General features: G+C 45.8%; 15 protein-coding genes. 4 read left to right on the top strand and 11 right to left on the bottom strand.

Annotation, left to right across the window (positions count from 1 at the left end; all coding sequences use genetic code 11):
• Positions 1-102: 102 nt before the first annotated feature.
• The 6 genes from LZG73_RS06420 to LZG73_RS06395 form a co-directional block, all read right to left on the bottom strand.
• The gene (locus tag LZG73_RS06420; RefSeq protein ID WP_233847548.1) at positions 103-654 is read right to left on the bottom strand and encodes an HPP family protein; all 552 of its coding nucleotides are present in this window, start codon (positions 652-654) and stop codon (positions 103-105) included.
• Positions 655-831: 177 nt separating this feature from the next.
• Entirely contained in the window at positions 832-1,203 is a 372-nt protein-coding gene (locus LZG73_RS06415) for a hypothetical protein (RefSeq protein WP_233846984.1), read from the bottom strand.
• Positions 1,204-1,329: 126 nt separating this feature from the next.
• A complete protein-coding gene (locus LZG73_RS06410; RefSeq protein ID WP_233846983.1) occupies positions 1,330-2,424 on the bottom strand; it encodes a nitronate monooxygenase family protein in 1,095 nt (364 codons plus the stop codon).
• A 33-nt stretch (positions 2,425-2,457) separates the two neighbouring features.
• The gene (locus tag LZG73_RS06405) at positions 2,458-3,204 is read right to left on the bottom strand and encodes an SDR family NAD(P)-dependent oxidoreductase (RefSeq protein ID WP_233846982.1); all 747 of its coding nucleotides are present in this window, start codon (positions 3,202-3,204) and stop codon (positions 2,458-2,460) included.
• A 12-nt stretch (positions 3,205-3,216) separates the two neighbouring features.
• Positions 3,217-3,444, bottom strand: a complete 228-nt coding sequence (locus LZG73_RS06400) for a tautomerase family protein (protein ID WP_409014312.1) — start codon at positions 3,442-3,444, stop codon at positions 3,217-3,219.
• 101 nt (positions 3,445-3,545) lie between these two features.
• The gene (locus tag LZG73_RS06395; protein ID WP_233846980.1) at positions 3,546-4,124 is read right to left on the bottom strand and encodes a Crp/Fnr family transcriptional regulator; all 579 of its coding nucleotides are present in this window, start codon (positions 4,122-4,124) and stop codon (positions 3,546-3,548) included.
• A 176-nt stretch (positions 4,125-4,300) separates the two neighbouring features.
• Between LZG73_RS06395 and LZG73_RS06390 the strand changes: the two genes are divergently transcribed.
• On the top strand, positions 4,301-5,182 hold the full coding sequence (locus LZG73_RS06390; protein WP_233846978.1) for a sugar phosphate isomerase/epimerase: 882 nt from the start codon (positions 4,301-4,303) through the stop codon (positions 5,180-5,182).
• Positions 5,183-5,274: 92 nt separating this feature from the next.
• On the opposite strand, the gene LZG73_RS06385 is transcribed toward LZG73_RS06390, so the two are convergent.
• Positions 5,275-6,534 (bottom strand): Hsp70 family protein, encoded by a 1,260-nt coding sequence (locus LZG73_RS06385; protein WP_233847546.1) that lies wholly within the window; start codon positions 6,532-6,534, stop codon positions 5,275-5,277.
• 116 nt (positions 6,535-6,650) lie between these two features.
• Positions 6,651-7,874, bottom strand: coding sequence for a hypothetical protein (locus LZG73_RS06380; protein WP_233846977.1), 1,224 nt, complete (start codon positions 7,872-7,874; stop codon positions 6,651-6,653).
• A gap of 334 nt (positions 7,875-8,208) precedes the next feature.
• Here LZG73_RS06380 and LZG73_RS06375 point away from each other — a divergent pair, with 334 nt between their 5' ends.
• The 3 genes from LZG73_RS06375 (at position 8,209) to LZG73_RS06365 (ending at position 10,411) form a co-directional block, all read left to right on the top strand.
• Positions 8,209-8,376 (top strand): hypothetical protein, encoded by a 168-nt coding sequence (locus tag LZG73_RS06375; protein WP_233846976.1) that lies wholly within the window; start codon positions 8,209-8,211, stop codon positions 8,374-8,376.
• A 13-nt stretch (positions 8,377-8,389) separates the two neighbouring features.
• A complete protein-coding gene (locus LZG73_RS06370) occupies positions 8,390-9,175 on the top strand; it encodes a helix-turn-helix domain-containing protein (RefSeq protein WP_233846975.1) in 786 nt (261 codons plus the stop codon).
• A gap of 75 nt (positions 9,176-9,250) precedes the next feature.
• Positions 9,251-10,411, top strand: coding sequence for an NAD(P)/FAD-dependent oxidoreductase (locus tag LZG73_RS06365; RefSeq protein ID WP_233846974.1), 1,161 nt, complete (start codon positions 9,251-9,253; stop codon positions 10,409-10,411).
• Positions 10,412-10,612: 201 nt separating this feature from the next.
• Here LZG73_RS06365 and LZG73_RS06360 read toward each other — a convergent pair whose 3' ends face one another.
• From LZG73_RS06360 to LZG73_RS06355, 3 genes are all read right to left on the bottom strand, one after another.
• Positions 10,613-11,068, bottom strand: coding sequence for a dihydrofolate reductase family protein (locus tag LZG73_RS06360; RefSeq protein ID WP_233846973.1), 456 nt, complete (start codon positions 11,066-11,068; stop codon positions 10,613-10,615).
• A gap of 496 nt (positions 11,069-11,564) precedes the next feature.
• Positions 11,565-11,738 carry a DUF6980 family protein gene (locus LZG73_RS25620; RefSeq protein WP_409014320.1) on the bottom strand — a complete coding sequence of 58 codons (174 nt, stop codon included), beginning with the start codon at positions 11,736-11,738 and terminating at the stop codon, positions 11,565-11,567.
• Positions 11,739-11,740: 2 nt separating this feature from the next.
• Positions 11,741-11,929 carry a hypothetical protein gene (locus LZG73_RS06355; protein ID WP_233846972.1) on the bottom strand — a complete coding sequence of 63 codons (189 nt, stop codon included), beginning with the start codon at positions 11,927-11,929 and terminating at the stop codon, positions 11,741-11,743.
• Positions 11,930-12,478: the final 549 nt, after the last annotated feature.

The following is a 12,478-nucleotide window of genomic DNA, read 5'->3' as shown; positions in this document are numbered from 1 at the left end:
GGAGGTTGAGAGTGATTTAAGCGTCTTCAAAATTATGGCATTCGTGGTGCTTAGCACTTACCGTTAACTTAGAACGCGCCAAAATTTAATGCAAATTTCCGCCTAGCGATATCTCCGCTGCCAGACTTTATACCAGTTTTTATTCTTGGGGTAATGCCGGTGTGCCGCCCGATTATTCACGACTAACGCAACGAGCAGCAAAATTAAAACACCGCTCAGCACCGGACTCAGCACATAAAAATAGCCAAGCGATGTGATTTTTTCGGAACCAATGTTTGCGATGAGCGCGGTGGCTCCGCCTGGCGGATGAAGTGTTTTGGTAATCTGCATGCACACGATGGAAATGGAAACGGCCAATGCTGACGAGAGCCACAGCTCGCCGGGGAAGAGCTTGTGAATGGTGACGCCCACCAGCGCGCATATCAAATGGCCGCCTATGAGGTTGCGCGGCTGCGCGAGCGGACTGTTAACTATGCCGTAAATCAGGACAGAAGATGCTCCGAATGAGCCGATTAAAAAAACGTTGTCCGATTGTGTAAACCGGGAACTGTTGATAAAACCAATCAATGCAATGCCTAAAAAAGATCCGACGAATGTCCAGAAATGATCGCTGAAATCGATCAGGGTTTCTTTGTAAATCACATAACGCGCCATCCGCGCATGCTTTCTCAGTCGCTTTCTCAATGTATTATTAAATTAACTTTCTTTATAAAGCTGCAAAGATAAGCGGTGAAAATGAGCAATAATTTGATCCAGGCATTTTGTAAATAAAAAAAGCACTGGTCGAAGGTTTGAGCTTCGGCCAGTGCTTGCTATTTGTTTTAAAAAAACCTATTTCGCGACTTCTTTCACAGCTGTGATTGGGAATTCGCCGTCTTGCGAAACAATGGTTCCTTTCAGCGAATCGCCGTCCTGAGCCAAAGTTACATTCAGCAAACCGCCTTGAAAATCCAGCTTGAAAGTGATTTTTCCCTGGTCAACCACCAGTTCTTTCATTTCCATTTTGTCTGTTGATCCAAGCGTTCCGGACCATTTATCGTCTTTTTGTTCAAAAGTCATTACGCCGGTTTCGTATTCAGGCGGAACATTGGAGACGGTGTATTTCCAGCTTCCAGCCAGGTCACCAGCCTTTAAAAAATTGTGCGCCTGCACCGAAAACATGGTCAATGCGAAAATCGCGAGGAAAAAATACTTCACTTTCATTTGAATAAGGATTAGATTGTTTTTACATGACTAACTGCGGAGAAAGCCGCATTCCGTAAATGTAGAAATTCCATCCAGATTCTTTTTCTGCTCAATGTTAAATTTTTGTTCAATATGCCGCAGATCTTAACCCAATGTGTGACCGGCGTAATCAGGCAATTCGTTAAATGCTTCATCGATCAGCGATTGCATCAGATCGGCGGCTTTTCCGGGTTTTATGCAGACCGCGTTTTGCCCAGACCAAAAAATATTCAGATCGGTTCTGCCTTGCGCCTGAGCGGCTTCACGCAATTGTCCCATAAACTGCGATTGCATAGGGAACGGAAAAACCTCGGTTTGGTAACTTATCTCGTCGGCAATGCGGTTGCGGATCATCCGGCCCATGCGGCCGGTTAGAGATTTGGACAGGACGGTGTATCGCGCTTCGTCTGAGAGCAGCATGGCCCGGTGGGCGGGCGTGGCATTCGATTCTTCGGCGATCAGAAACGCCGTCCCAAGTTGCGCGGCATCAGCGCCAAGTGTCAGTGCGGCTTTGATTCCCTGGCCATCGGCAATGCCGCCTGCCGCGATAATGGGCGTTTTGACCTTCGCTTTCAATTGCTGAACAAGGGCAAATGCGCCTATTAAGGATTGATCGGCCGGTTGGAGGAATGAAGGACGGTGCCCGCCTGCTTCGAATCCGGAAGCGACAATGGCGTCAACTCCGGCCGCTTCGAGCGCCAGTCCTTCGTCTAATGTGGTGGCAGCGCCGACTGTTTTAATGCCAAGTCGGCGCGCTTCGTTTAGTATTTCTTTGGATGGTGCGCCAAATATAAAGCTGAAAACCGCCGGGCGAACTTCAAAAACTGCTTCCACCTGTTTCTCAAATTTGGAAGGAATGTTTGTGTTCGGCTCGGGAACGGGAATGCCGAGTTCATCAAAGTAAGGCTTGTAAAGCTGCTTCACCTTTTCCAGTTTTTCGGCGGAATAATTTTTCAGACTTTCATCCACATCCGAAACCCATAGATTAATGTTATAAGGCTTATCCGTTTTCGACCTAAGGTCCTGACCAAGCGCCAGAATTTGCTCGGGAGTGAGTCCATAAGCGCCAAAACTGCCTAATCCGCCTGCATTGGACACCGCAGCAAGCAACTCAGGCGTTGAAAAACCTCCGCCCATCGGACCTTGCAGGATCGGATATTTGATCCCCAGCAGCTCGGTTATTTTTGTTTGATGTCTCATTTTTTCAGCCGTTTTATATTTGCAATTGCTTACCTAAACCAAATGATGTCCCGCAACGTGCCCGCCATCCAGATTGATGATCTCGCCCGTTACAAAGTTACTTCCTGCAAGATAAAGCGCCAGTTCAGCAACGTCACTGGTCTCGCCGATGCGATCCACCAAGTGCAGCGCAGCAAGGCTATCCGCATTCGAAATGCCATTTTTCGCTTGCAATGGACTGCGAATAATTCCTGGCGCAATGCCATTGACGCGAATGTTATTTTTACCAAATTCTGTTGCAAGCTGTTTTGTCAGCGCATGAATGGCTGCTTTGCTCGCAACGGGAGCCGTCGCCGGAAATCCACCAATTGCGTGATCCACGAGCACAGTGCCAATGTTAATGATAGAACCTTCGCCTTGTTTCAGCATTTGCTTCACAGCCGCCTGACTTGTAAAGAAAGTGCCTTTCAAATTAATGTTAAGGAAACGATCCAGATAACTTTCATCGATGTCTGTAAACGGCTTTGGCTCGAAAATTCCAGCATTATTGACCAAAACATCCACTGCTCCAAAGCGCGCCAATGCAGTTTCCACAAGCAACTGACCGGTTTCAGGTTTGCCAATGTCGCCCGTAACTTTGGCCAGCCGGTCGTGGTTACCAAGCTCTTCGAATGTTGCATTTAAATTTACTTCGTTTGCGGCATTAATGACAACATTATAGCCACGTTCCAAAAACAATGCTGCGATGGCTTTGCCTATGCCGGTCGAAGCGCCGGTTACGATAACGGTTTGCGTTTTCATGATTGTTAAATTTTAGTTGTTTTTACTTTTTGTAGCTGTAATTCCTTTTTCACGCAGGACAGAAACCTGTTCGCCCGCTTGGCCCCAGTTGTCCAGGTCTATTTCCTGAATCACGACGACAGTCAGGTTTGGATCTTTGTCCAAAACATCGGAAAGCAGATTGGTAACCCCGGAGATCAGGGCTTGTTTTTGTTCGCGTGTGACGCCTTCCCGGGTCACCTCAATTTTTACGTATGGCATGATCTTGACTGTTTGTGTTATCAATAAATAATCTTTTGATGACACAAAGTAAGTCTGCTCTAATGAGGTCATTACGTGACCTAGATCACATAATGCGAGCGTTATCTGTGATTGTTGTAGAGGCGGCTGAGTGTCTCGCGGGACACGCCTAAATAGGAGGCAATGAGGTGTTTGGGGACAAGATTATAAAGCTGCGGATACAGGGCCAAAAGTTCTTCGTAACGAGCCTTTGTATCATTGTTCATGAATGACAGAAGTCGCTTTTGCGAAGCCACATAACCTCTGTTGGTGCGCCAGCGGAAGAAATGTTCGACCTGGTGTATTTCGTTGCAAAGCTTTTCGCGGTCGGGGCTGGATAAGCACAGCACATCTGCATCTGTTACGCAATCCACTGAAAGTGTGGCGTTTGTGTAGTTATACATCGCTGCATAATCAGACGTCCACCAGGTTGGCATTGCAAATTGCAGAATGTAAGTTTTGATTTCATCATTGACGAAAAAGGCTTTCAGACAGCCGGAAACAACGAAATACTCATAGTCAACTGGCTTTCCGACGTCGATCAATGTGTGGCCTTTTTTGTAGGATTGCGGTTTAAAATGGGAGAAGAAATAGTCAAACTGCTCGTCGGTGAGGCTTGCGGACTGGGCAATATGGGTTTTCAGGATTTCCTTCGCTTGCATCGGGATCAATGTTCTTTTTCGGATCGGCCTTGTATCAAATCAAAAAGTATTTTAGACAAATAAATTGCTTTTTCCAAGCATGCATTCTTTTTAAGCAACATTCGGGAGCGCCGACTTTGAGGTAGAACTTTCCGCCAACTTTCTTTATCTTTTTGTCAAACCAAAAATCAGATCCCATGAATCAAATGGATAGAAAGACATTTCTGAAAGAGTTGTCCCTGCTCACGGGCGCTTCGCTCGTTTACGGACAAGCGGGTGCCGCGGATTTGTCCTGGAAGAAGGCGGATTTCAGGCTGGGGTTTGTCACTTATTTGTGGGGCAAAGATTGGGATTTGCCAACTCTGATCAAAAACTGCTCGGATACGAAGATCAATGGCGTCGAACTGCGTGTTGAGCATGCACACAAAGTAATGCCGGAACTTACTAAGGCAGAACGCATTGAGGTGAAGAAGAAGTTTGCAGACAGTCCGGTGGAGCTAATCGGGCTGGGCACAAATCAGCAATATGATTATCCGGATCAGGCCAAAGTAAAAGCGTCCATTGAACGGACCAAAGAATTCATCCGGTTAAGCGCCGATGTGGGCGGTTCGGGGGTGAAAGTGAAGCCGAATGGACTGCATGCTGATGTTCCGGTGGAGAAAACGCTGGCACAGATCGGTGCTGCATTGAACGAATTGGCTGCTTATGCGAAAGATTTCGGGCAGCTGATCAGGCTGGAAGTGCATGGTGAGAAAACGCAGGAACTGCCTAACATTAAGCAGATTATGGAAGCTGCCAATCATCCGAATGCGAAAATCTGCTGGAATTGCAATAAGGAAGATCTAATTGGAGAAGGTTTTCAGGCCAATTTTGATATGGTCAAAAAGTGGTTCGGCGACACCGTCCACGTCCGTGAGCTGGATCGCACAGATTATCCTTACAAAGAGCTGCTGAGCAACCTTGGCAAAATGAATTACAAAGGCTGGGTTCTGCTCGAATGCCACACGAACCCAGACGATAAAGTTAAATCCATGATGCAGCAGCGCGCCGTTTTCGACCAGATGATAAAGGCTGTTTAAAAAAAATCAAACAGTCGAGCCAGAATCCAGGCAGGGATGCAATGTTAGTAGATTTACGATTGTGTTGACTGTTCGTTTCCTACCGAAATTGATTACGAAAAACGATTGCGCGCGTCGTAAGCAAGGCCCAAGCCTACGCTCGATAATTTGTTTTCCTCTGACCAATCGGCTGCTGGAAATAATGTTCGGAATTGTTGCTGGATCAGAGGGATTTCGGTTGAGCCGCCCGTCATGATCACGAGTCCGATTTCCTCTGCGGATATGCCGGCGACTTGCAGACATTCTTTGGCGGCCAGCACGATCCGTTCTGTTTTTGTTATAATTGCTGCGTTGAAATCTTCGCGAGCGACGTCAATGCGCAAGTCTTCATCGATGAAATCGAGGACGGCCGCATAGTTTTCTTTGGAAGCCAATCCAATCTTGATCTTTTCAGTTTCTGCCAGCACCGCGTGGCCTCTTTCCTGTTCGAGCACGCTGATGAGCCTGCCGTAACGCACAGGATCATGCGTCTCGCGAAGCAATTGTTTAGCTTGAAATAGAATCCTGTTGGTGTAAAGAAAATTGACCTTACTCCATTCCGAAAGATCAAAATAATGATAGGAAGGCACTTCCAGATTTTTATGACCGTATTTTGTGCGAAAACCGAGTTCCGGCATCATTTCCGCGAGGCTCAGGTCTTTATCGAAATCATTTCCACCAAGCCTTACACCCGTGTTGGCCAGAATGTCATTGCTTCTGTCTGCTTTGCGGGCGTTTTGTTTTGACAACCGGATAATCGTGAAATCGGATGTGCCACCGCCCAGATCAACGACCATCGCCAGTTTTTCTCCATTGACTCTTGCCTCATGCGCGAATGCGGCTGCAATGGGCTCGAATTGAAATCCAACGTGCTCAAATCCAAGACTTTTAGCCACGGCCATCAGCTCATTTTCAGCGCGCTGATCGGCAGCGGCATCATTGTCTGTGAAATGAACCGGCCGACCCATGACAACATGTTTGAGTTCGGCCCCGCAATCAGCCTCGGCCTTGCGCTTCATTTGATTTAAAAATGCTGCAATGATCTGGTCAAATTTCATCAGCTCACCGTTCACCATTGTGCCCTGCCGCATGGCCGGGGTGCCGAGCACGCGCTTCAAACTGCGCATTAACCTTCCCGGTTGTCGCGCCAGAAAGCGCTCCATTGCCTGGCGGCCAAAGAAAGCCTCATTGTCCTTCCTGGCAAAAAACATGGCGCTGGGAATTGTGTTTTGGTCGTTTTCAACCGGAATCAGAAATACGTCATCATCATTCGCAACTGCCAGACTGGAATTGGAAGTGCCGAAATCGATGCCGCAAAAAAGGGGATTTGTCATCATTCGAAAAATTGGGGGCGCAATTTCTCATTATTTGCCCTGGAATGCAAACGCGGGTTTGCATTGCAAGAAATAATCGGCTTGTCAGATGTGCCTTTTAGGGAGCGAATGAGATATTATGGACGGCTTGTTGCCAATAGGGGCCGGTTATCCTGTTTTTCCAACCATCCATTTTTACGAATTAAATCGGCCAGCGCATTGCCTATTTTACCATGGCCATTTGCATTGATATGGTCGTCAAGGGTGAAATAATCTCGTTGTCCGAGCAAAGGATGCACATTAACGAAATGGACATTTGCGACTGGCCTGACTGCATGATATGCCTTAAATTCTTTCACAATCGGAAAGTTGTAAACGCCCAGATCGAAGACAACGATTGGGCCTTTATATCGTTCGCGAATTCGGTTCAAATAGGGGAAAAATGCCTCCGCGTGCTCATGCTTCGGCACAGTTGATTTGGCAACAACGGGTTGATTATTAATAGGCTGGCTCGGTTTGACGGCATTTTGAATGCCGATTGTTATCAGCCAGCGCAGACTCAGAAAAATGCCTTTGAATGGGAAGTAAGTCCTATTGATAATATTATGTTTCTCAGCGGCCTCAAAACCCAGTGAATCAATGCCAGACTTCTGTGCCTTGTTCAGGTTGGCTTTGTTTTCGTCCAAATCATTTTCACAATATTGAATGATCAGCAATTTGCAAGAATCCAGATTGGCCTTGCTCAGCAACTTCGTTTCCCGATGCGTCCCATAAGAAGTGATTGCGGTGTTCAAAACTTTCACATCAAGCTGTTTTTCAAGCACTTCTGAAAATCTGTCTGGATGCTCCACGCCCCAGCCCATGCCATGCGAATCTCCCAAAACGACAATGGAGGGATGGTTCAGACTTGCTTCGTCATCGCGCACACCGAGGGAATTTGTCTTGATTTCAACATTAAATTCCGGATTTGCAAAGCTGCCGATAATGTTGGGCCGAAAGCGATAGCCAAGGTAAGGGTCGTAGCGCGACAGATCACTGTCAAAGTTCGTGGTGTTTTTAAAGAAGCCATATTGCCCGCGCACCCAATAATAGTAATTGTCTGACAGCGGTTTATATGTTTGAAAGTGAACCATATACGCAATGCTCCCAACAAGGGCCGCTTCAATGACGACGCACACGCCGACCAAGACTGCCAGGCGGGCCAGCTTTTGTGCAGAAAACGACCAAAGCAGCACAATCAGGCCAATCGGAAAAAGCGCAAAATAAAGCGGCAAAAGGGAGGGATGTTTTACAAAAAAATCTTGACGAAAAAGGGGCATGCATAACAACAGGACGCCAAAAAGAAATGAAATCAGATTCATGTTAGATAATTATTGATAGAGGTTTTGATGGAACGTGATTGCTCACTTCCGCTAATTAAAGCTGAAACGCGTGGCTTAATGCCACTTTATAGGAGTGATGGGACCGATGCGGCAACGCCTTCATCGGGAACTAATTTCTTATTAGGCTTGAAAGGAAGAATGTTACCTCGATTTACTTGTTGAAATACGCGGAGTTATTCTTCGGTAAATTTTTAGGGATGAACGGAATTCGTCGGTGGCTGAGAGGAATAGTTATAAGCGTTTTTATTTTTGGTAAAAATGTTGAAATCTGTTAATTTTAAATAATGACGTTAACACTTAAACCGCTCTGGTTATGGACAAACTTTCGTGGGCAAAATATCATTTCAGCATTTGGATCGTGGCCATATGCGTGGCACTCATGTCCAAATTCGTCACCAGTAACGTCCTCATTCTTATTCCATTTTCCCTCGGACTTTACTATTTTTCGGTAAAAGGATTTTCGAAGGTAAAAGGATATTAGTGCCCCCTCCAAGATGCTGCACCAGGAATTTGAGCCGCCAAAAGGGCTGTCAGGTAAGATAAAGTGCTTTTGGTATGACCGAAAGGATTTCGGCGAAGCTGAAACGACTTTCGAAGTTGTGCCGGACGGGTCCGCTGAAATAATTTTTCACTTTGGAAGCGGATGCAGTGTTCTTCAAAATGAAGGCTTTCAAGCATTGCCGTCACCTTTCTTAATAGGCTTACTTGATAAGCCTGCTGTCTTTTCCTCAAAAAACCGTTTTGAAATCATTGGAATCAGGTGCTTTCCCTGGACCGTTTTCGACTTGCTTGGATTGCAGTCTGGCAAAGACGGCGTGCGCATTTTTGAACATCCAATTGCATCAATGCATTATGCGTTAGACACTTGCATCAATGCTGGCCAGATAACCGAGGCGGTGGCGCTTGTAACGCAATATTTTTCAAGTGAGCGATTGAAGCCTTCGGCCGATCCAATGCTCTCGAAAGCTGGTGCTGCTCTGAGTAAAACGAATGGCACGATGCCGGTCGGTCGGGTTGCAGAAGCGGCGCATGCGACGCTCCGAACGTTGGAAAGAAAGTTCAAAGAAACCTCGGGTCGGACCGTGAAAGACGTGTCGGGATTGATGCGTTTCGAGCAGGTCAGGAATGCGTTGTTACTCAATCCGACTTCCAATCTTGCCGGGCTGGCACATGAGTTTGGCTATACAGACCAGTCTCATTTAAGCAGGGAATTTAAACGTTACAGTGGCACCACGCCAGCTGCATTTGCGCGAAAATCGAAATATCCAAACAGGGTATAGTCGCGATTTTGTCGCATTTGTACAAGCCAGCTCGAAGCGAAATTCAGAGTTTTGTATCACCATAATAAAAGAAAAATGTTGATACAAGATAAACAAATTGCTGTCGTTGGCGGTGGTCCTGCCGGCCTCACATTAACTCGTCTTTTGCAGCTTCAAGGTGCTAACGTTAAAGTTTACGAACGAGACATTGACAAAAATGCGCGCGTGCAAGGCGCGCCGCTCGACATGCACGAAGGCTCGGGATTGAGCGCTTTGCGCGCAGCCCATTTGCTAGAAGAATTTAAGAAGCATTTCCGACCAGGCGCCGACCGGAAAACCATTGTCAATGCGCGCGCAGAGGTTTTTTATAGTGATCATGAAACCGCAACTCGTGCGGATTTTGGCAATGAACATTTTCGTCCGGAGATTGACAGAGGTCAATTGCGGAAGATATTTCTGGAATCTTTACAGCCCGAAACGGTTATTTGGGACAGCCAATTTGTGTCAATGCAAGCACAAAATGAAGGCTGGTTGCTCCATTTTAAAAATGGCTCTTCCGCCTATGCCGACATTGTGATCGCAGCAGACGGCGCGCGTTCTAAAATCCGCTCATATATCACCGATGTGAAGCCTTTTTACACGGGCATAACCATGCTCGAAGGCAATGTTCAATATGCTGAAAAAGCGGTGCCGGAAATCTGTAAGCTCCTCAATAGCGGAGCATTATTGGCTTTTGGAAAAGGCAGAAACCTGCTCATGGGGCTGAAAGGCGATGGAAATCTTACCTTTTATGCCAGCTTCAAAACTGACGAAAGTTGGGCGGTAACGAATGGTTTAGATTACGCTGACAATTTGGAAGTGCTTGGCTGGTTCAGAAAAGCCTATCCCGAATGGAGCAGCATTTGGTTCAAACTCTTCGAAAATGCTATGACGGCTTTCATCCCGCGTCCGCTGTATTGCATGCCGCCAGATCAAAGCTGGAAGGCACAATCCAACCTGACCATGCTGGGCGACGCTGCCCATGTAATGCCACCGTCAGCCGGTGAAGGCGCCAATATGGCGATGGTTGATGCATTGGAACTAAGCCAATGTCTATGCAGCGCGCATTTCCTTGACATACAATCTGCCATCGCCGCGTACGAAAGACAAATGCAGGAAAGAGCTGCGGAAGCGGCAAAGATTTCTTTGCAAAACGGCGAGTGGATGCATAGTGAAGATGCACTTGAAAGAATGGTCAGGCTGCTTCAACCTAGCTGATTGAGGCTGATTGTGGGGATGCTAAAAAAATCACCTTTTACAGCGATTTCTGATTCTGATTCTGATTTTCGATTCGTGCATTACCGCAGTTCATCGCTTTGTGTAATGCAATGTTACGACGCCCGAACCAAGGGTTTTTGATTCAAGCAATTGCAAGTTGCTCATTGGTGCATCACTATCAAATAGGCTGATCTCTTGTCCTTAGATCACGGGATGCAAGGTGAGTTTGAACTCGTCTATCAGTCCAAGATTCATCAAACTTTTCGCAAGGCCAGGACTTCCGAAGATCACCAGATCTTTGCCAGGTTGCTGTTTCAGTTTGTTAATCTCCTCCGCAATGTTGTCTTTGATCAATGTGGTGTTGTTCCAATCGGCGCTGGTCAATGTCGTTGAAAAAACCCTTTTCGGAATCTCCTGCACCCAACGTGCATGTTCAAGCAATTGCCCGCTTGCATTGGGATCATTTAATACGGTGGGCCAGTAATCTTCCATCAAGTGGTAAGTGTTTTTACCATACAAAGGCGACCCCACTGTATTGACAAGTTCATCCGCAAAGCGTTGCAGCTCACCATCATAAGATAAAAAACCAAGATGACCATTGATGTCACCAGCAAAACCATCGAGGGAGATATGCGCAAATAAAACCAGCTTTCTCATTTTGACTAAATTTTGTTTTCCGAAGGATAATTATTTTCCCGCACAAAATTATGATCAATGAATAAGAAAGAATGCGGGGTTAAGTGACAATGATGGGGGGAGATCTGGCCAAATGTGGGAGATAGAACATTTGGGGTAACTCAGAAAACAAAAAATCCTGCTAATCTATTGATTAGCAGGATTTTGATGCTTTTTAATATTTCTTCAAGTGATCCCGCTGGGATCATACTTTTTTAGATAACAAATTGCTTATCAAGTGGTTGTGCCCTGCGAAATCCTATACTCACCGCGTCACTCACCAATTTGTGGTGATCGGCTTGCAATTAGCATAAATATAGGAAAACTATGAGATTCATTTGTCAGCAACCCTTTAGGCGAATTGTTCAGCAGCTTACATCCGACCGATTGCGGCTGACATAAAACCGCTGAATTGAAAGCACTTATTTTATAAGACTGGATTAACCTCTTGTTTGTTAGGCTACAAACAAGGTCGCAATTATGTCACAGATAGATTTTTCCCGCACCAAGGGCAAAAATCGATTTTGATATAGGAATTCCCTCCATCATGAATGGGAAGACCAAAATCAATTCTTTTATGTGTGATTACTGAATCATAATTTATTGGATTTTCTAGCGTGGCCTTCTTGTCCTCAATAAGATGATATGCCATTTTCAGGCAGCAATATTTCTTGTAGTTAATACCAGCATCTTTGATTTTTGCTTGAAATACCAATCGCCACAATCTTTGTTTAGCTCTATCGCCTCTACATAGGCCTCATATTCAGCAGTTTGCCATACGTCTTTGGGCAGAGGCAAGTCATTGAAAGTCTTGAAGTATTTTTTGAACAACGTTAGCTTCATTGGTAAACTTAGGACAGAACATGGATTTGTCGACTCGACATTACAAAGATAGAATCTTGCCCTGCAAATGTTACTTCGGTCAAAAGTGTGAATGTGAGAAATATTATTAGCGGGCAGAGGGGGGTGAACAGCTGCATTAAATCTTTCACGTTTAGCTAAACCTGACTATTCTTACACATCTTGTTACAGAGTAATCTCGGGTGGAGTCTGGTTGCGACATTAAAATATTTATAAATTCCCCCGGCAGCGACTCCGGAGCGTTTGGCCGGGCCAGATTAGTTTGTAACACAAACTGACATCTGGCCGATTGCGGTTAAGAGGTAATCCTTTTTTTCTTCGATTGGAAAATTGATACAAGTATATCCTGAAATTATGATATTTGATTAGCTGTATTGGTGACGGTAGCTGGTGCTTCGGATCTGCGGATATTCTTTTCACTCAGGCCCCCCACGTTGGATCTAATCGATTTGCCATCAGACAAATTCCATCCGGTGCCTTTACTGTAATCAGAAATAAATTGTCATTCAAGGCGCTGCGTTGGGTGGCATG

The sequence above is a fragment of the Dyadobacter sp. CY326 genome, from assembly GCF_021390515.1.
In the GTDB taxonomy this organism is placed as follows: Bacteria; Bacteroidota; Bacteroidia; order Cytophagales; family Spirosomataceae; genus Dyadobacter.
The sequence above is the reverse complement of the archived record's forward strand: the minus strand, read 5'-3'. Positions and strand labels throughout refer to the sequence as shown.